The organism is Neobacillus fumarioli NBRC 102428 (assembly GCF_001591485.1).
Taxonomy (GTDB): domain Bacteria; phylum Bacillota; class Bacilli; order Bacillales; family Cytobacillaceae; genus Neobacillus; species Neobacillus fumarioli.
Genome location: NZ_BCUZ01000037.1, coordinates 1 through 24,279 on the forward strand (window position 1 = coordinate 1; position 24,279 = coordinate 24,279).

22 protein-coding genes are annotated in these 24,279 nt (G+C 43.0%); 19 read left to right on the plus strand and 3 right to left on the minus strand.

Annotation, left to right across the window (positions count from 1 at the left end; translation table 11 throughout):
- Positions 1-119: 119 nt before the first annotated feature.
- Positions 120-1,607, plus strand: a complete 1,488-nt coding sequence (locus tag BFU02S_RS07970; RefSeq protein ID WP_066368896.1) for an ATP-dependent helicase ComFA — start codon at positions 120-122, stop codon at positions 1,605-1,607.
- A 26-nt stretch (positions 1,608-1,633) separates the two neighbouring features.
- Positions 1,634-2,350 (plus strand): ComFC family protein, encoded by a 717-nt coding sequence (locus BFU02S_RS07975; RefSeq protein ID WP_066368947.1) that lies wholly within the window; start codon positions 1,634-1,636, stop codon positions 2,348-2,350.
- Positions 2,351-2,438: 88 nt separating this feature from the next.
- On the opposite strand, the gene BFU02S_RS07980 is transcribed toward BFU02S_RS07975, so the two are convergent.
- Positions 2,439-2,927 (minus strand): spore coat protein, encoded by a 489-nt coding sequence (locus tag BFU02S_RS07980; protein ID WP_066368898.1) that lies wholly within the window; start codon positions 2,925-2,927, stop codon positions 2,439-2,441.
- 233 nt (positions 2,928-3,160) lie between these two features.
- Here BFU02S_RS07980 and hpf point away from each other — a divergent pair, with 233 nt between their 5' ends.
- A complete protein-coding gene (gene hpf / locus BFU02S_RS07985; protein ID WP_066368900.1) occupies positions 3,161-3,703 on the plus strand; it encodes a ribosome hibernation-promoting factor, HPF/YfiA family in 543 nt (180 codons plus the stop codon).
- A 225-nt stretch (positions 3,704-3,928) separates the two neighbouring features.
- Here hpf and secA read toward each other — a convergent pair whose 3' ends face one another.
- Complete coding sequence (secA, locus tag BFU02S_RS07990; protein ID WP_066368902.1) at positions 3,929-6,442, minus strand: preprotein translocase subunit SecA; 2,514 nt, start codon at positions 6,440-6,442, stop codon at positions 3,929-3,931.
- A gap of 288 nt (positions 6,443-6,730) precedes the next feature.
- Between secA and prfB the strand changes: the two genes are divergently transcribed.
- Positions 6,731-7,832 (plus strand): peptide chain release factor 2 gene (prfB, locus tag BFU02S_RS07995; protein ID WP_157075879.1). Its coding sequence is split into 2 segments (ribosomal slippage): positions 6,731-6,802 and positions 6,804-7,832, totalling 1,101 coding nucleotides; the frame shifts between segments, so codons are not numbered across the junction.
- A 103-nt stretch (positions 7,833-7,935) separates the two neighbouring features.
- Here prfB and BFU02S_RS08000 read toward each other — a convergent pair.
- Positions 7,936-8,235 carry a hypothetical protein gene (locus BFU02S_RS08000; protein WP_066368907.1) on the minus strand — a complete coding sequence of 100 codons (300 nt, stop codon included), beginning with the start codon at positions 8,233-8,235 and terminating at the stop codon, positions 7,936-7,938.
- Positions 8,236-8,470: 235 nt separating this feature from the next.
- On the opposite strand from BFU02S_RS08000, the gene BFU02S_RS08005 reads away from it, so the two are divergent.
- From BFU02S_RS08005 to BFU02S_RS08075, 15 genes are all read left to right on the plus strand, one after another.
- A complete protein-coding gene (locus BFU02S_RS08005; protein WP_066368910.1) occupies positions 8,471-9,337 on the plus strand; it encodes a YitT family protein in 867 nt (288 codons plus the stop codon).
- A gap of 51 nt (positions 9,338-9,388) precedes the next feature.
- A complete protein-coding gene (gene cccB, locus BFU02S_RS08010; protein WP_066368912.1) occupies positions 9,389-9,751 on the plus strand; it encodes a cytochrome c551 in 363 nt (120 codons plus the stop codon).
- A gap of 207 nt (positions 9,752-9,958) precedes the next feature.
- Complete coding sequence (gene ftsE / locus BFU02S_RS08015; RefSeq protein ID WP_066368915.1) at positions 9,959-10,645, plus strand: cell division ATP-binding protein FtsE; 687 nt, start codon at positions 9,959-9,961, stop codon at positions 10,643-10,645.
- Complete coding sequence (gene ftsX, locus BFU02S_RS08020) at positions 10,635-11,528, plus strand: permease-like cell division protein FtsX (RefSeq protein WP_066368916.1); 894 nt, start codon at positions 10,635-10,637, stop codon at positions 11,526-11,528. The genes ftsE and ftsX overlap by 11 nt, the downstream gene beginning before the upstream one ends.
- 164 nt (positions 11,529-11,692) lie before the next feature.
- Positions 11,693-13,141, plus strand: a complete 1,449-nt coding sequence (locus BFU02S_RS08025; RefSeq protein ID WP_066368919.1) for a S41 family peptidase — start codon at positions 11,693-11,695, stop codon at positions 13,139-13,141.
- Between the two features lie 242 nt (positions 13,142-13,383).
- Positions 13,384-14,577 carry a PDZ domain-containing protein gene (locus BFU02S_RS08030; protein WP_066368922.1) on the plus strand — a complete coding sequence of 398 codons (1,194 nt, stop codon included), beginning with the start codon at positions 13,384-13,386 and terminating at the stop codon, positions 14,575-14,577.
- Between the two features lie 428 nt (positions 14,578-15,005).
- Positions 15,006-15,335, plus strand: coding sequence for a DUF3870 domain-containing protein (locus tag BFU02S_RS08035; RefSeq protein ID WP_066368925.1), 330 nt, complete (start codon positions 15,006-15,008; stop codon positions 15,333-15,335).
- Between the two features lie 186 nt (positions 15,336-15,521).
- Positions 15,522-16,178: a CoA transferase subunit A gene (locus tag BFU02S_RS08040; RefSeq protein ID WP_066368927.1), complete on the plus strand. Its 657-nt coding sequence runs from the start codon at positions 15,522-15,524 to the stop codon at positions 16,176-16,178.
- A 1-nt stretch (position 16,179) separates the two neighbouring features.
- A complete protein-coding gene (locus BFU02S_RS08045) occupies positions 16,180-16,839 on the plus strand; it encodes a 3-oxoacid CoA-transferase subunit B (RefSeq protein ID WP_066368929.1) in 660 nt (219 codons plus the stop codon).
- Positions 16,839-18,029, plus strand: a complete 1,191-nt coding sequence (locus BFU02S_RS08050; RefSeq protein WP_066368931.1) for a thiolase family protein — start codon at positions 16,839-16,841, stop codon at positions 18,027-18,029. Before BFU02S_RS08045 ends, BFU02S_RS08050 begins: the two co-directional genes overlap by 1 nt.
- Positions 18,017-19,402 (plus strand): aspartate aminotransferase family protein, encoded by a 1,386-nt coding sequence (locus BFU02S_RS08055; RefSeq protein ID WP_066368933.1) that lies wholly within the window; start codon positions 18,017-18,019, stop codon positions 19,400-19,402. The genes BFU02S_RS08050 and BFU02S_RS08055 overlap by 13 nt, the downstream gene beginning before the upstream one ends.
- Positions 19,386-20,681, plus strand: coding sequence for an aminotransferase class III-fold pyridoxal phosphate-dependent enzyme (locus tag BFU02S_RS08060; protein ID WP_066368936.1), 1,296 nt, complete (start codon positions 19,386-19,388; stop codon positions 20,679-20,681). Before BFU02S_RS08055 ends, BFU02S_RS08060 begins: the two co-directional genes overlap by 17 nt.
- A 42-nt stretch (positions 20,682-20,723) precedes the next feature.
- Positions 20,724-22,184 (plus strand): aldehyde dehydrogenase family protein, encoded by a 1,461-nt coding sequence (locus BFU02S_RS08065; RefSeq protein ID WP_066368938.1) that lies wholly within the window; start codon positions 20,724-20,726, stop codon positions 22,182-22,184.
- Positions 22,185-22,219: 35 nt separating this feature from the next.
- Positions 22,220-23,740 (plus strand): M81 family metallopeptidase, encoded by a 1,521-nt coding sequence (locus BFU02S_RS08070; RefSeq protein WP_066368945.1) that lies wholly within the window; start codon positions 22,220-22,222, stop codon positions 23,738-23,740.
- On the plus strand, positions 23,728-24,207 hold the full coding sequence (locus tag BFU02S_RS08075; RefSeq protein ID WP_066368946.1) for a GNAT family N-acetyltransferase: 480 nt from the start codon (positions 23,728-23,730) through the stop codon (positions 24,205-24,207). The genes BFU02S_RS08070 and BFU02S_RS08075 overlap by 13 nt, the downstream gene beginning before the upstream one ends.
- The last annotated feature ends 72 nt before the right edge of the window (positions 24,208-24,279 follow it).

Consider the following 24,279-nt stretch of genomic DNA (forward strand, 5'->3'; position numbering starts at 1 on the left):
TAAGTTATAAGAAAAAAATTCGACAAAATGACAGGAAATCCTGCATCAAATGTAGAAATTTTTAAAAAAAGAGGGGGTGAGATTATAACTAGGATCTTGGTTTTAAAGAAGGTGATTGTATGCGTTTTATTGTAAAGAATGATCAATTAATCCCAAGTTTTCATCTGGAAGAATCCGTGCCTATCACAAAAGTTCCAAGTATTCCACAGCCACCCGTAAACCATAGCTTCCCATACAATCATAACTTACAGCATCTCCTTACCGGTAAACAGCTTCTCCTGGATGATATTCCCCATTCGCTGGAAGAAATACAATCCCATTACGAAAACGGATATATTACCTATCGAAAAGGAATTGAGTATCTCGGCAAAAAGCCTGTTTGCATCAGATGCGGCAACAAAGAGCGCAAACGGTTTGCTTCATTTCCATGTGCCCGGTGCGGGGAAATCTGTCTTTATTGCCGCCGCTGCCTTATGATGGGAAGAGTTAGCGAATGCACACCGCTCATCGGCTGGAATGGTCCGGTGCCTGACACCAATCTCTCCCGCCAACTATTGAGATGGAATGGAACACTCTCTGAAGGCCAAATGGTTGCCTCCCAACATGTTGTAGAAGCAATATTACAAAATCAGGAGCACTTAGTTTGGGCTGTGTGCGGAGCTGGGAAAACAGAAGTATTGTTTGCCGGAATAGAAGCAGCATTATTAGCAAGAAAGCGAATTTGCATCGCCACCCCAAGAACTGACGTTGTGGTTGAATTGACACCCCGGCTGAAAGCAGTTTTTCCTGGAGTACCGATCGCCTCACTTTATGGTGGCAGTGAAGACCGTCACCTTTATACACCACTGACCATTGCGACCACCCATCAGCTGCTCCGTTTTTACCATGCTTTCGATTCGATTATTTTGGATGAAGTCGACGCCTTCCCTTATACAGTTGAGGAATCCCTTCGGTATGCTGTGATCCAAGCGCGTAAACCGGAGTCTGCTATGATCTATTTAACGGCAACTCCGAATAAAAAATGGCAGCTGGAATGCCGTAGTGGCAAAAGGCCTTACACCACCATTCCTGCCCGCTTCCACCGCCATCCCCTCCCAGTGCCAGAGTTCAGCTGGTGTGGCAACTGGAGAAAATTGCTCGTAAAAAACAAACTGCCGGGAAATGTTCTTCAATGGGTAAAACACCGTATCGATATCAGCAAGCAAGCTTTAGTTTTTTTTCCTCATATCCCACTAATGGACAAAGCTCTGGCCATTTTGCGGCAGTTTGTTCCTAATATTGAAGCGGTTCATGCAGAGGATCCCGATAGAAAAGAAAAGGTGCAAAAGATGCGCGCCAAAGAAATACCGCTGCTACTTACCACAACAATCCTTGAGAGGGGAGTAACATTTCCGAATATCGATGTCGCAGTAGTGGGGGCTGAGGATGCGATTTTTACCGAAAGTGCACTTGTGCAAATTGCCGGAAGAGCAGGGAGAAGCAAAGATTATCCGGAAGGGACCGTAACTTTTTTTCACTATGGTAAAACGAAGGAGATGCTAAGGGCAAAACGTCAAATTAAGGCCATGAACCGGGAGGGGATTAAACGGGGATTGATTGATATTTAAATGTTTATATGAAGGTGATGGATGAAATGGATCTATTTCCACAGGATTATTGCTTTGTTTGTCATGAGCCCATCCGCCCAACGATTGGTTGGAAGGCGATTTTTTCAAAGGAAAAGGCCTCGTATATTTGTCCCCCTTGCCAATCAAAGTTTGAAACTATTATAGGAGAAACATGCCGGATTTGCTGCCGGCCGTTTGCTCGTTTGGATGAAAAGTTTCGTGATGGAGATTTGTGCCATGATTGCTTTCGCTGGGAGAAAGATGAGCATTGGAAGGGCTTGCTGGATAAAAACCATTCTTTATTCTTGTATAACGAATTTTTAAAAGAGGTGATTGCCCGATTTAAGTTTCGCGGTGATTATGTACTTGCAAAGATATTCGTAGAATTTTTCAGAAACAAGTTGGATGAAATCAAAGCAGACTTTTATGTTCCGATCCCCTTAAGTAAAGAGCGTTTATATGAACGAGGTTTCAATCAAGCAGCTGCTCTTCTAAGTGAAACAGGCCTTCCTGCAACGGAAATTCTCACCCGTATTCATTCCGAAAAACAGTCCAAAAAATCAAGAACCGAGCGAATTCACCTGCTCCAAGTATTCCAATTAACACCATCTGTCCAATTACAGGAGAAAAAAGTAGTACTAATCGATGATATTTACACAACAGGATCAACCCTGCGCCATGCCGCTAAGCTTTTAAAAGAAGCAGGTGCAGCCAGTGTCCAATCCATAACACTGGCCAGATAAGCTTTTGTTCAAGTTGTCCACTGGAGAAAGACAAATGTCCACGAATGGTGTCAGGCACCGCATGTGCGGTGCCTGACAATTGACTTTATTACATTTTCAAGGCTTTTTGAGCCATTTCCATGTCATGACCGAGAAGGTGTCCGAGGTCATAAGCAGGATAATAGCCATGCTTATGCATATAATGAAAGACTCGTTCATGCCCGTTTATAGCTCCGATTAATTGATTAGTTAATGTTTTTCTTAAGGATGGTGTGGCTGTTTCCGTAATGGCTCCGGCAAGGTTACGGACTAAAGTTTTTGATAGGCCAAGCAGATCCCCGGCAAAAAAGCCCATATCTTGACGAACTTCATCATCGCGAGATTGATAACCTTGGGCTGATGGATAAAATCGCAGCAATTCTTTTATGTTCCCTTCCAGATCATGAATGCATTTTCTGTATAATTCCTTTAACTCAGAATCGGTTACTTTGTTAAGGGACATTTTCAGCTTCATTAATCCGCTAGATTGAAAAGCAACCAATTCATGTAATTCTAATGTTTCATGCCAGGCCAGCGGTTTTCTCTCTTCTTGTGTCATTGGATGGGCATCCTCCTTCACTTTAACATCAATTTACTGTATTCCATAGGCACATTAGTGGAAATTTGTCCCGCCTAAATACATTGGGTAACCAAAAGTTACAAAAACTTTGTGACTATTTTCTTGTTGTTTTTTAAATGAATTGACAAAAAATTCTGCATGATTAAGCAGGAGAATCATAGGGTAAAGTAGAAATGTAAGTATGTAGCCTTAATTAAAGGAGGAGTACACAGATGAAATATAACGTACGCGGTGAAAACATTGAGGTAACTCCAGCAATTAGAGAGTATGTAGAGAAGAAAATTTCTAAACTGGAACGTTATTTTAACGAATCACCTGATGCGAATGTAAATGTGAATCTTAGATTCAATCAAGATAAAACTTCAAAGGTTGAGGTTACGATTCCGCTGCCTCATTTGGTTCTCCGTGCCGAAGAAACGAATGCAGATATGTACGCGGCGATTGACCTTATTACAGATAAGCTTGAACGCCAAATCCGCAAGCACAAAACAAAGGTAAATCGGAAATTCAGGGAAAAAGGTACGATCCCTATGACATTTACAACTTATGAAAATACTGAAGTAAATGATGATGATGAACTGGAAGTTGTTCGTACAAAACACTTTGATCTTAAACCGATGGACAGCGAGGAAGCCATTTTGCAAATGAACTTGCTAGGTCATAGCTTCTACGTGTTTACGAATGCCGACACCAACCGGACAAACGTTGTGTACAAACGTAAAGACGGTCGTTATGGCTTAATCGAAGCACATTAATATCAAAATAACGCCGTTCCGATTTATCGGACGGCGTTATTTTGATGTAAGGTTTTACATTTTTTCTTTGAGGTAAACGATGGTTCCGGAAAGAGAAACTTAGATGAAGATCAATTAACTTCAACCTAATAAAGTTTCTCCGAGTTACGATAAAATGGAGTGGTTCAAAAAACCTGAAAAAAGTGCAGTCATTGCTGTACTTTTTTCAGGTAAATGGGCTGGCGATTACATCGTCGCTCCATGACAATTCTTGTACTTTTTGCCACTACCGCATGGGCACGGATCGTTGCGGCCTATTGTTTGCTTGTTCACTTTCGGTTTCTTCTTCACAGTCTCGCCATCTTCTTTCGGATTTACCGCATGTCCTTGGGCAACTTCCTGGCGTTCAAGGTTGTTGCGGATTTCCGCTTTCATGATGTACATGGCGGTTTCATCTTCAATCGCTTCAATCATTGCTTCAAACATGGCAAAGCCTTCTTGTTGATATTCGCGAAGCGGGTCGATTTGTCCGTATGCGCGTAAGTGAATTCCTTGGCGCAGCTGATCCATAGCATCAATGTGATCAATCCATTTCGAATCGACTGCACGAAGGGTTACAACCTTTTCAAATTCACGCATTTGTTCCGGATATAGAAGCTGTTCTTTTTCTTCGTAACGTTTCTTTACTTTTGTAAAAATCGTTTCTACCATTTCTTCCGGCTCTTTGCCACGCAAATCTGCCTCGGTGATGTCACCTTCCGGAAGAAGGTTTGCATGAACGTAATCAATGATTCCTTTCAGATTCCATTCTTCTTCGTCTTCATCGCGCGGTGTATGAATGTCAACATTGCGCTTAATCGAATGTAAAATCATGTTTTGTACAATTTCACGCAAGTTTTCAGATTCTAATACTTCATCGCGTTGTTTATAAATAATTTCGCGCTGCTGGCGAAGTACATCGTCATATTGCAGTAATTGTTTACGGGCATCAAAGTTATTGCCCTCCACGCGTTTCTGTGCGGATTCAACAGCCCGTGAAACCATTTTGCTCTGAATCGGTTGTGAATCATCCATGCCAAGCCGTTGCATCATCGACTTCATATTGTCTGAACCGAAGCGGCGCATTAACTCATCTTCCATGGATAAATAGAACTGGGTAACGCCAGGATCCCCTTGCCGTCCGGAGCGTCCGCGCAACTGATTATCAATCCTGCGGCTCTCGTGACGCTCCGTACCAATAACGGCTAGACCGCCAAGCTCCTTAACACCTTCGCCCAGCTTAATGTCTGTACCGCGGCCGGCCATGTTTGTGGCGATGGTCACTGCGCCCTTCTGCCCGGCTTCAGCGATAATTTCCGCTTCACGTGCATGGTTTTTCGCATTCAAGACATTGTGGCGTATGCCTTTTTTTAATAGCATTTTCGAAATAAGTTCTGATGTTTCAATGGCTACGGTACCGACAAGAACAGGCTGTCCTTTTTGATGGCGCTCAGCAATATCCTCTACTACAGCACGGAATTTACCTTCCATTGAAGCGTAAATTAAATCTGGGCGGTCATCACGGATGACCGGTTTGTTTGTTGGAATGACCACAACATTCATATTGTAAATGTTGCGAAACTCTTCTTCTTCCGTTTTCGCTGTACCGGTCATCCCAGCTAATTTTTCATACATCCGGAAATAGTTTTGGAACGTAATCGTCGCCATCGTCATGCTTTCATTTTGGATTTCGACGCCTTCTTTCGCCTCAATTGCCTGATGCAGCCCTTCACTGTAACGGCGGCCTTTCATCAGACGGCCGGTAAACTGGTCAACGATGACAATTTCACTGTCTTGTACAACATAATCAACATCCCGATGCATCGTAACAATAGCCTTTAATGCCTGATTAATATGATGGTTTAAAGTTACGTGTGAAATGTCGAACAGGTTTTCAATACCGAAGGCTTTTTCGGCTTTGCTGATTCCTTCTTCCGTCAACATGACAGCTTTTGTTTTTTCATCATACGTATAATCGGTGTCCTTCGTTAATGTTCGAACAAACGCATTTGCTTGAATATAAAGAGTTGTGGACTTTTGTGCAGAACCTGAGATGATCAGCGGTGTCCTGGCTTCGTCGATCAAGATGGAATCCACTTCGTCGACGACGGCAAAATAAAGCGGACGCTGAACCTTTTGTTCCTTATATAGGACCATGTTATCCCTTAAATAATCGAAGCCGAATTCATTGTTTGTCCCATACGTAATATCCGCGGCATAGGCTGCCTGCTTTTCCGCGCTATCCATGCTGTTTAAATTTAAACCGACGGTTAAGCCCAGAAATTCATAGAGCTGGCCCATTTCGGCGGCATCCCGGCTGGCCAGATATTCGTTGACGGTCACAACATGCACGCCGCGGCCGGCAAGTGCATTTAGATAAACCGGCATTGTTGAGGTTAATGTTTTACCTTCACCGGTTTTCATTTCGGCGATGTTCCCTTCATGCAAAGCAATGCCGCCCATTAGCTGTACATGATATGGATAAAGACCAAGCACACGGCGTGCCCCTTCACGGACAACAGCAAATGCTTCGGTCAGCAAATCATCTAATGTTTCTCCATTTTGATAACGGGTTTTGAATTCTTCTGTTTTCTTTCTGAGCTGTTCGTCTGACAGCTTTTCCATTTCCGGTGCCAGAGCTTCAATTTGTCCAGCCATTTTATCCAGCCTCTTCAGCTCTCGTTTGTTTATATCAAATACTTTATTTAAAATCCCCATCATATGGTGAACGCTCCTTTATTTCCATAATAAAAAAGTGGAACCGAATCCTTATTTAAATACACGAATTCATTTTCCATCTTACCATTTCTCATCTTACTGTGCCAATATTGTTAGAAAGGAAGCAAAATGTGTCATCGTTTTATTATAATTCTTCATATGATAAAAATCATCTTTCACAACTTTTGATATTTGGACGATTCTCACGTTATAATGGGTTAGTACTGACAATCATTAATGAATATACTGCACAGTAGGAAATGATTTTTATTTATTATAGAGGTGAACAAAATGGAATTAGCGGAAATTCGCAATGCACTTGAAATAACAGCTAAGAAATTAGCGGACTTTAGGGGGTCTCTTTGACCTCGAAAATAAAGAAGCTAGAATTGCCGAGCTTGAGGATATTATGCTTCAGCCTGATTTTTGGAATGACCAGGACAAAGCTCAAAAAGTCATTAGCGAGGCAAATGGCTTGAAGGATCAAGTCCGTGAGTTTTATGAACTGAATGAGTCCTATGAAAATCTAGAAGTGACCTATGAACTGGTAAAAGAAGAAAGTGATGCGGAACTTCAGGCAGAGCTTGAAGAAGAGATCGGGAAGTTGATGGACAGGCTAAACCAGTTTGAACTGCAACTCCTATTAAGTGAAGAATATGATAAAAATAACGCCATCTTGGAGCTTCATCCAGGTGCCGGTGGGACTGAGTCACAGGATTGGGGATCAATGCTACTTAGAATGTACACTCGTTGGGCGGAAAAGAAAGGCTTTAAAGTGGAAACACTGGATTATCTTCCTGGAGATGAAGCCGGAATTAAGAGCGTAACGCTTGCCATTAAAGGGCATAATGCCTACGGTTATTTAAAGGCTGAAAAAGGGGTTCACCGCTTGGTACGGATTTCTCCTTTTGATGCTTCAGGCCGACGACATACATCATTTGTTTCTTGTGATGTGATGCCGGAATTTAATGAGGAGATTGAAATTGAAATCCGCACGGAAGATTTACGAATTGATACGTATCGTTCGAGCGGTGCCGGAGGACAGCATATTAATAAAACAGAATCGGCCGTCCGGATCACGCACATTCCGACAGGCATCGTAGTATCCTGTCAGACAGAGCGCTCGCAAATTCAAAACCGTGAACGGGCAATGAATATGTTAAAATCAAAGCTTTATCAACGTGAAGTAGAAGAGAAAGAAAAGGCACTTGCAGAAATTCGCGGAGAACAGAAGGAGATCGGCTGGGGAAGTCAAATCCGATCTTACGTTTTTCACCCATATTCTATGGTGAAAGACCATCGCACAAATGTTGAGACCGGAAATGTTCAGGCCGTCATGGACGGGGAATTGGATCTGTTTATCAATGCCTATTTGCGTTCAAGAATTTCATAATCGTTTATATAGCCTTTGCCGCTTGATTTGGCAAAGGCTATTTTTAGGGTGTTTTTGCCAATCGTTGCGGTTTGCTGAAGGTTTGGTGCGGCAAAAAAGGGGACTAGTCTTTTTTAAATCTAAAAGGCAATTTTTTATTAGGAACGTGAATATTAATGGCTTCATGAAGAAATGTAAACATTTTGTCATGCCGGTCTAGTTTATCTTCAACCCGTTGAAAATAACTACGAAATTCAACCGCATTATTTTGAACGGTTTCTTCTAAAGATTGGATGCTATTGTCCAGTTTATCGAGCCGCTGATTAATTCCGTAGAGTTGTTGGTCAACATTCTCAAGCCGCTGATGGACTACCGCGAACTGTTTGTCCATATGATCCATCAATTGCTTCAATATTTGTTCCACACAAACTCACCTCCTTTTTTACAGATTATAACATGAATACTTCTTGATAAACCATGATTTATGTCGATTTTCCGCCTAAGCCTCCTATTATAGATGAAACCCATTCTCTTTGGGAAAGCTAATAAAAATTTTAATCTTTTATCGTGTCAGAATCACTGTTATTTACACCATTATTTACCCATGCTATACTCACTTTCGGTTAGATTAACTTCATTTTATAGAGGGGTCGGACATCATGAATAAATTTAGTAATTTAACAGCAACTAATCCCAAAGTAAGAAAAGTAACCGATTATATATTAGTGATAATTGGTTCGGCCATTATTGCCGTGGCCTTTAATGTGTTCTTACTGCCAAACCGCATTGCTTCCGGAGGAGTCAGCGGAATTAGTACCATTTTGCAAGCAGTATTTGGATGGGAACCTGCATATGTTCAGTGGGCCTTTAACATTCCATTATTTATTGCCGGGGTTGTCTTGCTGGGTAAACAATTCGGGATTAAAACATTAGTAGGCACGGTTTTTCTGCCGTTTGTTGTTTTTTTAACAAAGGATTTTGATCCATGGACTCATAATGCATTACTTGCCTCCATTTTTGGCGGGATCGGGGTTGGCCTTGGACTTGGGATTGTTTTTAGGGGAAATGCCTCTACAGGAGGAACAGACTTAGCTGCACAAATTATTCATAAATATACAGGCTTCACATTGGGAAGATGTGTGGTTATGATTGATGGATTGATCGTTCTAACGGCAGCGGTTGTGTTTGATATTGAAAAGGCTTTATATGCCATCATCGGTCTATATGTTACAAGCAAAACGATTGATTTCATTCAAGTAGGTTTTGGGCGTTCGAAAATGGCCATGATTATTACCAATAAACAAGAAGAAGTACGTGAAGGAATATTGCATAAAATTGACCGAGGGGTGACAAAATTATCAGCATACGGCGGTTTTACCGATCATGAAAGGCCGGTATTAATGTGTGTGGTAGATCAAACCGAATTCACGAAACTGAAACAATTAGTAAAAACGATTGATCCATCTGCATTTGTTGTCGTTATGGACGCGGCTGAAGTGCTTGGAGAAGGTTTCAAACACGCATAATACTGGTATACTAAATCATTAGTGGAATAAATTTCTTAAGGAGGGCTATCATTGAAAAAAAAGCTGTTTACACTATTATTAGGAACTTCATTAGTAATGGGACTTACTGCTTGTGGCGGAAGCACTAGCACCGATAAAAGCAAAGAAGCTCCGAAGAAAGAAACGAAGCCGACCACTCAAAATACAGCTCAAGGCGGAGATGCTGATAAGATTTTCCAAGCGCATTGTGCAAGCTGCCACGGTGGCGATCTTAAGGGTGGAGTTGGACCAAACTTAACAAAGATTGGTTCCCAATTATCGAAAGACCAAATATTGGACATCATTAAAAATGGTAAACAAGGCGGTATGCCTGCTGGTCTAATTTCCGGTTCTGACGCCCATAAAGTGGCGACATGGCTTGCAGCAAAAAAATAATCGAAAAAAGTGCTCTGTACAAACTACAGAGTCCTTTTTTATGTAGAAAAGCCCGATTTACTTCCTTCTTTTACGATGATGAAAAGAAACTGTAATATTTTCGGTGAATTATGGATGGTATAATAGTATCATGTAAAACTATGTTCGATTTGTTTAGTTTTGCAAATTACTGTCGAAAAGAATCGACAAAACTATTAGGTGATCTTAATGATAGAAATGCAAGGAGTATATAAACAGTACCCAAATGGTGTTAATGCTATTAATGGGATTAATGTCCGAATTAATCAGGGGGAATTTGTTTATGTCGTTGGCCCAAGTGGTGCAGGAAAGTCAACGTTTATTAAAATGATGTACCGTGAGGAGGTCCCGACTTCCGGAACGATCACAATGAATGGCGTTAATCTGGCGAAATTAAAGACGAAAAAGGTGCCGATTTTTCGCCGCAATCTTGGCGTGGTCTTTCAAGATTTTAAACTTCTGCCAACTTTGACTGTCTATGAAAATGTCGCATTTGCCTTGGAAGTCATTGAAGCACAGCCTAAGTTCATTCAAAAAAGAGTGATGGAAGTACTTGACCTTGTTGGTTTAAAGAATAAAGCGAGAATGTTTCCATCAGAGCTTTCTGGCGGTGAACAACAGCGTGTTTCCATTGCCCGTTCGATCGTGAATTCACCGCGGGTGGTTATTGCGGATGAACCTACGGGGAACCTTGATCCGGATACATCATGGGAAATCGTTAAAATCTTTGAAGAGATTAATGCAAGAGGAACTACGGTGGTAATGGCAACGCATAACAAAGATATTGTCAACACATTAAAGCATCGTGTCATCGCCATTGAAGGCGGAAAAATTGTTCGTGATGAGCAAAGGGGTGAGTACGGTTATGAAAATTAGAACACTTGGCCGCCATACCCTCGAAAGTTTAAAAAGTCTTACGAGAAATGGCTGGATGACGTTCGCTTCTGTCAGCGCCGTGACTGTAACCCTTATCTTAGTTGGGGTCTTTTTTGCGATTATGATGAACCTCAATCGAGTAGCACAAACGATTGAAGATGACGTATCCATACGCGTTTATATTGATGTAGCTACTGGTAAGCAGCAGGAGCAAACATTACAGAAAGAGATTGAAGCGATCCCTGAGGTGAAAAGCATCACTTTTTCATCCAAAGAGCAGGAATTAAAAAACTTGGTCAAGAGCATGGGAGAAGAAGGGAAGACCTTTAATCTGTTCCAGCAGGATAATCCGCTAAATGATGTGTTTATCGTGAAAACGGCAAATCCAACGGATACGATGAAAGCTGCTAATAAAATCCAAAAATTAAATTATGTAGGCAAAGTTCGATATGGCAAGGGCACAGTGGAAAAAATGTTCAGCTTTATTAAGGCCAGCCGGAATGTGGGGATTGTATTAATTCTTGGCTTATTTTTCACGGCTATTTTCTTAATCTCCAATACTATTAAAATCACGATTATTGCCAGACGAAGAGAAATTAAGATTATGAGGCTGGTTGGGGCAACCAATAGTTTTATTCGCTGGCCATTTTTCCTTGAGGGCTTATGGCTAGGAATTCTCGGTTCCATCTTACCAATCATTCTGATTTCCATCGCTTACTATCGTGCTTTTGATTATATCAATCCAAAACTTACAGGTTCGTTTATTGAAATACTGCCATTTAACCCATTTGTGTATCAGCTTTCCGGCATTTTGCTGTTAATGGGAGCAATCATCGGTGTTTGGGGCAGTGTCATGTCCATTCGAAAGTTTTTAAAAGTTTAATTGCGAAAGCAATCATTATTAGGGAGGAGCATTTTTGCTTCTTCCTTTTTATTTTGTTTACTCCTAGATTTACTCATAACTTGTCCACCCCTCACATATAAGTTAATAATCGGACCGAAATTTGATTGCTCAATAAGACAGGCTGTAACTTGAGGAGGACTCACATGAATCGTAAAATGATTGCCCTGTTAATGGCGGGCTCGCTTCTGACCGGAGCAGGTGGCACTTATGCCGGGATGCAGCTATTTAATAAAAATCATCAAATATCCCTGCCTGCACAAGGCCGGCAGAGTACCGATGAAAAAACGCAATCGGAGATAAAAGATCTTGATAAAGTATGGCAGGCATATCATCTCATCTTAGACCGTTATGTAGAAAAAGTAGACCATAACAAGCTCGCTGAAGGGGCTATCCAGGGAATGCTCGCCGTTTTAAAAGATCCATATTCCGTTTATATGGATAAAGAAACGGCGGAACAATTTACGCAAACGCTAGAATCTTCCTTCGAAGGAATTGGTGCTGAAGTAGGCAAAGTAGATGGAAAAATCGTGATTATTTCACCATTTAAAAATTCCCCTGCAGAAAAAGCGGGGATTAAACCAAATGATGAAATTTTAAAAGTAAATGGTCAAAGTGTTGACGGGCTTGATCTTAATCAGGCAACAGCAAAAATCCGCGGCAAGAAAGGGACGACTGTAACCCTATTAATTGGCCGTAAAGGTCTAAAAGACCCGATAACGATTAAGGTGAAACGGGACGAGATTCCGCTGGAAACCGTCCATTCATCTATTAAAAACTATGATGGGAAAAAAATTGGCTATATTGACATTACTTCTTTTTCTGAAAACACCGCTGAAGATTTCAAAAAGGAATTAAAGAAGCTGGAAAGTGATCATATTAAAGGGCTAATCCTTGATGTCCGCGGCAATCCCGGAGGCTTTTTGGATAGTGTAGGGGATATTCTCAAAGAATTCGTTCCGAAAACGAAGCCCTATGTGCAAATTGAACAGCGCGATGGCAAAAAACAGTATCTTTTTTCATCTATCACTAAGAAAAAAGATTATCCGGTTGTTGTTCTTGTAAACAAAGGCAGTGCATCCGCTTCGGAAATCTTGGCCGGGGCACTACAGGAGGCCGATGGCTATAAGCTGGTCGGCGAAACAACATTTGGCAAAGGGACAGTACAGCAGGCCCTGCCAATGGGGGACGGCAGTAATATTAAATTGACCTTATTTAAATGGCTGACGCCAGATGGAAATTGGATTCATAAAAAGGGAATCAAGCCGGATGTACCAATTAAACAACCAGCAATTTTCTCTACCCATCCGGTGCAAACCGCCAAGCCGCTTAAAGAGGACATGAACGATGAGCAGGTAAAGAATGCACAGGAAATTTTAGCAGGACTTGGGTATGCCCCTGGAAGAACAGATGGCTATTTCAGCACTGAAACGACTGTTGCCGTTAAAGGCTTCCAGCAGCAAAATGATTTAAAACCAACAGGAATCATTGATACAAAGACCGCTGACAAACTGGAAGAAGCAGCCGTTCAAGCCATGAAAGATGAGAAAAACGATCTGCAGCTGCAAACAGCACTGCGTCTGGCCGCTCAATAAGATATAGCTTAGTAAGCAGTACTCTCCTTATAGAAGGGTGCTGCTTTTTTTGAGGCAGGATATAAAACAGCAGGATTTTGGAGAATGCCGAAATTTGTAACCTTTTTAAATTGGTTAGACTTTAAGCAACTTTTTAATTATTTCTATAAACTAGCAATAGGTTTTATTGTGCGGTTTTGGTAAAATAATCTTTAAGGGATTTTGAGAATACGAGAAATTTTACTAGAGAGAGGTGGCAGGAAGTGGTGCAAATATGGCTTGTTGAGCTGTTAAAAGGAACAGGCAAGATATTTCTTCATCCTGTTTTATACTATCTCGTTTTCCTTTCGGGAATATTGGGCGTTATGAGAGTCAAACGCGAGCGGAGAAACTTTCATGTACGGGCAAAGGATGCCTATTTTGAACTCAGGCAGCTATTTCCGCCGGGCATTCTTATTGGACTTGTTCTGTCAGTCATTACAATTGCAGCAGGGATTGCTGTTCCTTTTGCCGCAATTGTTTTCATTGCAGGATTTACTTTTCTTTGGTCCCTGACCACAAATGTCCGTTGGATGTCACCGGCATATACGATTGGTGCTGCATTTTTTACGTACATTTTATTTGCTGAAAATGGATGGACTCTTCCCTTATTTACTAAAGCCTTACACTCTGCAAGTGAAAAGGTATACCCATCCATTGTTGTTGTTCTGGGACTTCTGCTTATTGCAGAAGGTCTTCTGATTGTAGGGAACGGCAGAAAAGGTTCTTCGCCAAAGCTGGTCAAAAGTAAGCGCGGCCAAAGTGTCGGCGCCCATGAAGTGAAGCGCCTTTGGATGCTACCGCTGTTTTTGCTGATTCCTGGATCTGCCCTTCACCTTCCTTTTGATTGGTGGCCGGTGTTCCATGTCGGGACTAAAGAATATTCGCTCATTCTAGTTCCATTTGCGATCGGCTTTCATCAGCAAATTAAAGGAGTTCTACCTAAAGAGGCGATTGTTCGTCATGGGAGACAAGTTATCACATTTGGGGTGCTGATCACTATGATCTCCGCTGTCGGCTATTGGCATCCGCTTGTTGCAATTATCGCGGCGGCACTCGCTATGATAGGGCGTGAATTATTAGCTTTAAGGGCTTATTTAAAGGATGAAAGTCTACCTGCCTATTTTTCCCGAAAAAACCAGGGAGTGATGATTATTGGGATCATCCCTGAATCGCCTGCGGAAAAAATGGGACTTCAAGTCGGGGAAATCATCGCGAAAGTCAATGGATTTGCTGTTTGTGATGAAAGCTCATTTTACGAGGCATTGCAAAAAAACCGGGCCCATTGCAAACTGGACGTTCTTGATACAAAGGGAGAAATTCGCTTTGTACAGCGTGCATTATTTGAAGGGGACCACTATGAACTAGGGATTTTGTTTGTTCAAGATCACCGGAAATTTGGCGAAAAGATAGGATAGATAAAAATTCTCACCATATGCATGATCATTCCTGAGTGCGGATTTTCATAAACATCCAATGCAGACTACAGAATGAACTTATTGTTTGGAAGCGAAAGATATTCGCTTCCTTTTTTAAAAACTAAAATTATTCTGGAAAGTATATTCATTGAACAATTCCTTACTTGATTAACCAAAAAATTATATAAAAATAATAAATTATTAGTTCGCTGATAATTTAATACTGCATTTGAATAAAGAACACTTCTTGTTTAAGGGTGCTCAAATGTATGCAGATTGAATACAATAAGCAACTAAAATATTATTTGTAATAAAATAAATTTTTCGAAAAATTGGTATAACTTGTATTGACAGCGTTTTCTAAGATTCCTATAATAGCATTATAAGGAAAACAATCAGTGGTTTTTTGAAGGAGTGATGAAGGTGCCATGCAGACATTGGATACTGTAATCGTGACAGGCTATGCCAAAGCTCCCCAAGGAACTTCCATGTATGAAATGTTCAAGCATGCTGGAATCGTACTAGAAGTAGATCCGAAAGAGCATACGATTATTGCGGCAGAATATACATTTGTAACAGAATTAACCAAAAAGCATTTTCAAAAACTGCTAATAGGCTATTGCCTCCAAGACGGGATTGAACCGCTGATTGACAGAATTCAAAAATGTTACTTTGCTCCTTCCCAGCAAGCGATTATAGTAGCCCTTCAGGCTGCGGTGCAACGTTACTGGGATAATATTAAACAAATTAATACATAGCGTTTGGTTATAATAAAGTGGTGAGACGACCTCTCTCCATGGTCTTATTAAAACCGGGCTGACATAGAAACCTTGTAAAGAATGTTCGTTTTGCTCACATTCTTTATGGGGGATTTATGCCATGCCCGGTTTTTTACATATCCGAACGTTTACATCCATAGAAACTAAGGGAGGGGAAGGAAACGAATGAACAAGTTGATTTCATATGAGGAAGCTGTGAAAAAGATTAAAAGCGGCTCACGAATTATGGTAGGAGGATTTGGTCTTGTCGGCTGTCCTCTTGGGTTAGTTGAGGCCTTGGCAAAAGCAAATGTAAAAGATTTAGAGATTATTAGCAATAATCTTGGAGAACCGGGCCGAGGCCTCGGGATGCTGGTAAGGCAAAAACAGGTGAAAAAAGCGATCGGGTCCTATTTTACATCCAACCCTGAGGTGGTGCAGGCTTATCAAGAGAAGGAATTAGAGGTGGAATTGATCCCACAGGGGACGATGTCAGAAGCGATTCGGGCAGGCGGGGCCGGATTGGGCGGGTTTTATACTCCGGTCAGTGTCGGGACGAAAATTGCTGAAAATAAAGAAGAACGCATTCTTAACGGGAAAAAATACGTACTTCAAGAGCCGATTAAAGCCGATTTTGCATTAATAAAAGCCAAAAAGGCGGATCAATTAGGAAACCTCATTTACAGTAAATCGGCAAGAAACTTCAATCCAATCATGGCTACTGCTGCTGAGGTAGTTATTGCTGAGGTGGAGGACGTCGTAGAGGTGGGCCAGCTTTCGCCAGAGGAAATCGTAACACCCCATTTATATGTTGACTATATCGTGGTGAAAGGAGGCAACTAGCATGAATGTGAAACATTATATTGCGGCAAGGGCGGCAAAGGAATTAAAGAATGGCGATATTGTTAACCTCGGCATTGGAATTCCTACTCTGGTGGCAGATCACATTCCGCCATCCATACGCGTTTTTTTGCACTCGGAAAACGGCATTCTTGGCGTCGGTCCGAGCCCTGATCAGGATCAATTAGATCCAGAGCTTGTTAATGCCGGGAAAAAACCGGTCACCATTAAGGAAGGTTCATCCTTCTTTGATAGTGCTTCATCCTTCGCGATGATTCGTGGCGGCCATGTGACTGTTTCGATTCTTGGCGTATTGCAAATCGATGCCAAAGGGCGGATCGCCAACTGGGCGGTACCAGGAAAAAGTGTTCTTGGTGTCGGCGGAGCCATGGATTTATTGGAAGGATCCAAAAAGGTGATTGTCACCACCATGCATGTGACAGATAAAGGAGAACCAAAACTTGTAAAGGAACTGACTTATCCGATGACATCGGAGCGCAAAGTAGATTTGATTATTACGGATTTGGCCGTTTTTGCGGTAGAGGAAGATGGATTGCAGCTGATCGAGCTTGCCCCCGGAATTTCTCTGGATGAAGTCCGGCAAAAAACAGATGCCCCTTTCCGTATTGCGGAATCCTTACGTACAAACGAGGTGACAGTTTAATGGTTGTCATTGTAAATGCATTTCGAACCGCGATTGGAAAATTTGGCGGAGCGCTGTCAGACACGCCTCCGGAAGAGCTTGTTTGCCTGGTCATGAAAAACAATCTATCCGCAGCAGGCTTCGGGGCCTCCATTGTGGATGAAGTGATTGTTGGTCAAACAAAGCAGAGTACTCACGCTCCAAACATCGCAAGAGTCGCAGCGCTAAAAGCGCGCTTTCCGGAATCGATTCCCGCTTATACTGTTCACCGCCAATGCGGCTCAGGGTTACAGGCTGTCATCAATGGAGCGATGTCGATTTTAACGGGTCAGGCGGATGTTGTTTTAGCCGGAGGCGTAGAAAGTATGTCCCAGGCGCCGTATTATACAGTTGGTAACAGGTTTGGCCTGAAGGTGGGAAATGTTATGCTGTATGACTCGAATACTGAAAGTCAGCCGAAATCCCAGCCTGAGGATCTTTATGGATATTTTACGATGGGGGAAACGGCAGAATGGCTGGCGGAAAAATATCATATCAGCCGTCAAGAGCAGGATGAATTTGCCTTTAAAAGCCAGCAAAAAGCCAAACGGGCCATTGACTTGGGACTTTTTGAAGAAGAAATCATCCCTGTTCCGGTAAAAGAGGGGAAAAAAGGAACACGCTATTTTGCTGTTGATGAGCATCCAAGATTGACAGATCTTGATAAATTGGCATCCTTAACTCCAGCATTTAAAAAAGGTGGAACGGTTACAGCAGGAAATTCTTCTGGCCGAAACGATGGAGCCTCAATGCTTCTAATCATGTCAGAGGAAAAGGCGAAACAGCTGGGTGTCACGCCCATGGCAAGGATTCGCTCCTTTGCTGTAGTCGGGGTTTCACCAAAAGACATGGGAATCGGTCCTGTTCCCGCATCCGAAGCCGCTTTGAAAAAAGCAGGGCTTCGCTTAGAGGATATCGATTTAATCGAATTAAATGAAGCATTTGCTGCGCAAAGCCTTGCCTGCTTAAAAGAATGGGGCATTAAAGGGGAAAATGTGAATGTAAATGGCGGGGCCATTGCTTTAGGGCATCCGCTCGGGTGCTCCGGAGCAAGAATTGTCACAACATTATGCCACGAGCTTGAAAAACAAAAACTGACATTTGGGCTTGCCACGATTTGTGTAGCGGGCGGACAAGGAATGGCGTTGGTGGTGGAAAGATGGACCGAGTAGAAAAAGATTATGTGTTTCATCGCGATTTAAAAAAGGAATATCCGATCATAACCCACGGTGAAGGCGTATACCTCTTTGATGATACAGGAAAAAAATATTTGGATGCCTGTTCCGGGGCTGTTGCCGCCAACCTCGGACACGGAATAGCTTCCATCGGTGAAGCGATGGCAGACCAAGCGAAAAAAGCTGCGTTTGTTCATACAATGCGTTTTGAAACGCAAAGCTTGCACCAGCTAGCTGAGAAAATTGGCAAAATGGCTCCGGAGAATGTCAACAAGGTTTATTTTACAACAGGCGGTTCTGAGGCAAATGAAAGTGCCATGAAGCTAGCAAGGCAATATCACCGGGATGCCGGCAGGCCGCAAAAACATATGGTGATCGGCCGCTGGCAATCATACCATGGCAACACGATCGGTTCGTTATCGGCCGGTGGGGATGTAAAAAGACGGCATGCCTATACACCGAATCTATTAAACTATGCCCATGTTTATTCTCCTTACTGTCATCGATGTCCGTATGGCCGCCAATCAGATGATTGCCTTAAACAGCAAAACTGGACTTGTGTGACAGATCTGGAAAGAACCATTTTAGAGCTGGGACCGGAAAATGTATCGGCCTTTATCGCCGAGCCTATTGTCGGCAGTCAGCAAGGAGCTGTTCCGCCGCCGCCTGGTTATTTTGCAAAAGTTAGGGAGTTGTGCGACCGTTACGACATCGTCTTGATTATTGATGAAGTGATGACAGGATTTGGACGGACGGGAACAAACTTTGCTGTAGAGCAGCTTGGCATCATACCTGATATTCTCACGTTTGGCAAAGGAGTATCAGCTGGTTATGCGCCGCTGGCCGGCATGATTGTTCATGACAAAATCATCGAAGGTCTGATCAATAACAGCGATGGGAAATTTCTTCATGGGTACACCTATAGCGGGCATCCTGTTGCTGTATCAACTGGCCTTGCAGCCTTGGACGTATATGAACGTGAAAACGTGCTTGCAAATGTCAACGAACAAGGCCCATACCTTTTCGAAAGGCTTTTAGAGTTAAAAGAACGACATTCTTGCATATCGGATGTACGGGGAAGAGGGCTCCTGCTCGGAATTGAATTGGTGAAAAGCCGAGAGGAGGATGTGCTTTTCAAACCATCTGATAAAGCAGCTGAAACGGTTAATACGATTGCCATGGAACTTGGAGCCGTTTTTTATCCAGGTACCGGCTCCATTGACGGTGTGAATGGGGAACATCTGATCATTAGCCCTCCTTTAACAATCATGAAACATGAAATAGATGAGATTGTCAGAATATTAGATCAAGCATTAACATTGTTTGAGCAGAAATTAAGAAAGGATGAAACATATGAAATTACAAAGTAAAACGAACGAAATCCAAGAGAAAGCAAGAAAGCATTTATCTCCGGTAATGACAAGAGTAACAGAGCTTGTCGTTGATCGAGCACATGGCGCAAAATTTTGGACAACGGACGGAGAAGAGTACATTGATTTTGTTTCCGGTGTTGCTGTCAATGCTGTCGGCCACACGAACGAAAAAATGGTCGAGGCCATTAAAAAACAAGCAGAGTCTCTGATCCATCTTGGTTTGAATTACGGGTATTATGAAACGGCTGCGAATTTGGCCGAAAAACTGGCCAAGATTACACCAGGAAACTTGGATACCGTCTTTTTCTCCAATTCCGGTGCCGAGGCTATTGATGGGGCGCTTAAATTGGCCAAGGCTGCTACTGGCAGACCAGCGGTTATCGCTTTTGAAGGTTCTTTCCACGGCCGTACAATGGGGGCGACGGCCATAACAGCGTCAAGTTCGAAATACCGCCGTTATTATGAACCGATACTAGGTGAAGTGTACCATGTTCCATATCCATACCCAAGCCAGCTGAAAAACATCCGGAAAGAAGAAGTGGAAGAGTATTGCTTGAACCAGCTGCAAAAGGTATTTGACTTGAGAGTGGATCCTTCCCGCGTAGCCGCGATCATCATTGAGCCGGTCATGGGCGAAGGAGGCTACTATCCTGCACCGCCAAGCTTTTTGCAGAAGTTAAGGGAAATTACGAAAACCAATGGCATCCTGTTGATTTTCGACGAAGTGCAAACAGGATTCGGTCGCACGGGAAAAATGTTTGCAGCCGAGCATGCCGATGTGGTTCCGGATATTTTAGTTTTGGCAAAAGCCCTTTCTGGTGGACTGCCGCTTGGAGCCATTGTAGCGAGCCGCGAGCTTCATGAAAAATGGCCTGCAGGAGGTCATGGTTCAACCTTTGGTGGAAATCCGATTTCTTGTGCTGCTGCGCTGGCTAATATTGAGGTAATCGAAGAAGAGGAATTAGTGCAAAGAAGTGCCAAGTTAGGGGCTGAAATTGTAAACCGTCTGCAACAGTCCATCGGGCATTTACCGGGAATTCTCGAAGTGAGGGGATTGGGCATGATTATCGGCATTGAATTTGATCAGGAAGCGGCTGCCAACTATGTACCGAGGATTAAAGCAAAGGCATTGGAAAAAGGCCTGCTGATCATGAATTGCGGAGTCAGCGGACAAACGATCCGGTTAATGCTGCCACTTAATATTCAGGAAGCGGTGCTTGACAAAGGATTGTCTATTTTAGAAGAAGCAACTAGAGAAGTCATTTTGGGCAGCTAGTCGGTACTTTTTCAAGTTAAGAGCAAAAGGGAGGTCTTGAATATGGCAAACCAAATCAAATCAGAGATGCTTAAGGGCGATCTTTATATGAATGGGCAATGGGTTAGTGAACCCGGTCAGACGTATTTTGAAAGTATAAATCCTGCTACAGGGGAACTGGTTGGAATTTGCGCTGCGGCGACAATCGGGCAAGTAGACGAAGCTGTTGCATACGCACATAAGGCATATCCTATGTGGCGTGATCTTCCTGTTCCGGAACGTGCCTCCTATTTACTAAAAGCCGCCCAGCTGTTTGATATACGCAAAGAAGAATTGGCTCGTGTAATGACAATGGAAATGGGCAAAGTGCTGGCTGAATCTTTAGGAGAAGTAGGAGTAGTCATTGCTACGGCTCAATATATGGCAGGAGAAGGCCGTCGTCTCTTTGGTGAGACAGTCCCTGCAGGTTTTCCGGGAAGGAACGTAAGAATGGTCCGTGAACCGCTTGGAGTGGCCGCATGTATTACACCTTGGAACTTCCCGGTATCACTAGCTTCCTATAAAATCTTTTCCGCTTTAATTGCCGGAAATACGGTTGTTTGGAAGCCGGCTTCCGAAGTGGCCTTATCGGCAAAGATTTTTGTAGAAATATTGGCTGAAGCCGGATTGCCGGATGGTGTCGTCAACTTGATTACTGGTTCAGGCAGGACAGTTGGGCGGAGGCTCGCCGAGCATCCCGACGTGAAAATCATTTCGTTTACGGGCTCAACAGAGGTTGGCCAGCAGCTTGCCGAAATGAGCTGCAAAACATTAAAACGGATTTCTTTGGAACTGGGCGGGAAAAATGCAGTGATTGTCCTTAAAGATGCGGATCTCGACAAAGCCGCAGACGGGATTGTAAAATCTGCGTTTACGACGACTGGCCAGCGTTGTACAGCGGCTAGCCGGGTTATTGTTGAAAAGCAGGTCAAAGAGGAACTGCTAGCAAAAATTGTGCAATTAACAAAGGCTATGAAAATTGGAAACGGCCTTGAAGAAGGGAACCAAATTGGTCCGCTTGTGAATGAGGCCCAGCTTCACACTGTGGAAAACTATGTGAAAAAAGCAGTAGACCAAGGCGGGAACATCGTCTTAGGCGGAAAGCGTGCGGAGGAATTGGGTGGTTTTTACTATGAACCTACGATTATCGAAAATGTCCGGCCAAACGATGTCATTGCACAGGAGGAAATTTTTGGACCTGTTCTTGCAATCATTGAAGCAGATTCATATGAAGAGGCAATGGAAATCAATAACGGTACCATTTATGGTTTATCTACTGCTATCTATACGGAGAGCCTTCACTATGCGAATCGGGCTGCAAGGGAAGCAGTCAGCGGCCTTGTCTATATCAATAACGGAACATCGAACGCAGAAATGGGCGTCGCTTTTGGCGGCATGAAAATGTCCGGCAACGGCCATCGTGAAGTTTCCCATCATGCATTTGATGTGATGACAGAGTGGAAGTCGATCTATACCAACTATTAATATCCAGCCGAAATTTGACGGAAAAGGAGGAGAGTATGCGAAAAGCTCGTATCGGGATTGCGTTCTTTTACCATGAATCCCATAGTTTTAGCCCGATGAAAACGGAATTGGAACAGTTTCGCAATGAAGGATACTTTATTGGCGATGAGATCTTTGATGCCTATCATGGTACAAAAACCGAAGTCGGCGGATTCCTAGATGTGTTAAACCAGCACGATGATATCGAGATTGTACCTCTGGTTTGTGCGGCAGCAGTCCCTTCCGGTGTTGTTTCAAGAGAAGCGTATGCCATCATTGAAGAGCAAATGCTTCGAACGATCCGGGAGGCTGGCAGGCTGGACGGTTTATTGCTGGCCCTTCATGGGGCAATGGTGGCGGAGCACCTATTTGATCCGGAAGCGCATTTGCTCGGAAAAATCCGCGAGCTTATCGGGCAAGATGTCCCGATCGCGACAACCCTTGATATGCACGCCAATTTAAGTGAAAAAATGATAGAATACACGCCGCTTCATTTTGGCTTCAAAACGTATCCACATGTGGATATGTACGAGCAAGGCATACATGCGGCAGAGGCTTTGCTGAAACAATTGAAAGAAGGAGCAGTCTTTTACGCAGCGTTTGAAAAGTTGCCGATGATCCTGCCCTCGATCAATATGAGGACGGCAGAAGGCCCGATGCAGAAAATGATGGAATGGGCAAAACAAGCCGAAGAAGAGGAAGGAATTTACAACGTGTCCGTATTTGGCGGCTTCCCGTATTCCGATATTCCTATCGCGGGTGCAAGTATTCTCGTTGTGGCTCTGAATCCGGAAAAAGGCAGGGAAACAGCCCGAACAATGGCTTCTCGATATTGGGAAGTAAGAGAAGAGTTTTTAATGGATTTGCCTAATGTTAAGGAAGCGCTGGATTTAGCTTTGTCAATGAAGGCTGACAAGCCGATTGCCCTTGCGGATATCTCAGACAATCCGTTAAGCTGCGGCAGCGGGGACACAACTGAACTGCTGAGAGAAATGATTGAGCTGAACCTCCCTGACACGCTATTTGGCGGATTGTATGATCCAGTCTCGATTGAGAAGTGCCGTCAAGCGGGAGTGGGAAACCAAGTAACCTTGTCCCTTGGCGGAAAAATATCACCAGAATTCGGAGCGCCGGTTGTTGTTGACGCAAAGGTTATGGCTATATCGGATGGGATCTTTCATAATTCCGGACCGTTCAATCAGCATTTAAGGGTGGATTTAAAAGGGGCAGCACATATACGTGTGGGCTTTATGGATATTTTGCTGATCGGCAGGCCGATGTCAGCAAACGATCCGGAAATGTTCCGCCATATCGGATTAGAGCCGGGGGCGAAGCGAATTCTCGGATTAAAAGCAAAAAATCATTTCCGGGCCGCTTTTGACCCTATTATCAGCCAGGTGATTTATGTAGATGCGCCGGGGGTGGCATCCAACCGTTTAACGCATCTTTCATATCGCCATATTCCAAGGCCAATATGGCCGTTAGATGAAATGAAATATGAGCCGAAAACAAGGGGGAAAGCAGCATGGAAACAATGAACAAATCCTATTATGTCGAAGTGGCGTCTTCACTAAATCCTGAACAACTAAGAATGATGATGGAGTTGGAGAAGGATGCATTTCCGGGAATGGGAGCCGTGGATGAACAAACATTGATTCCGCTGGCACGTTATGGAAAGCTTCTTCAATACTGGCAGGATCTTGATGATCGGCCGGTTGCCATTTGCGAAATATTGCGAGACTACCATGATGTCCATAAAGCCTATATTTTCGGGTTTTATGTCCGATCCGACCAACAAGGAAAAGGAATTGGTAAATTATTTCTACAAGATATTTTACCCATTTTAAAACAAGATCAATTTCATAAAGTGTGCTTAACGGTCAACACCGAAAATAAAGCAGCCATCAGGCTTTATGAAAAAATGGGATTCGCGATTAAAGAAACAAGATTCGATGAGTTTGGCGAAGGGGAACACCGCTACTACATGGAATACATCATTTCGTAATTTCGTTACTTCAACAGGTGAGTTTATCAAAAAATGAAAATTAACACATAAGGACATAAAAAATGGTAGTGT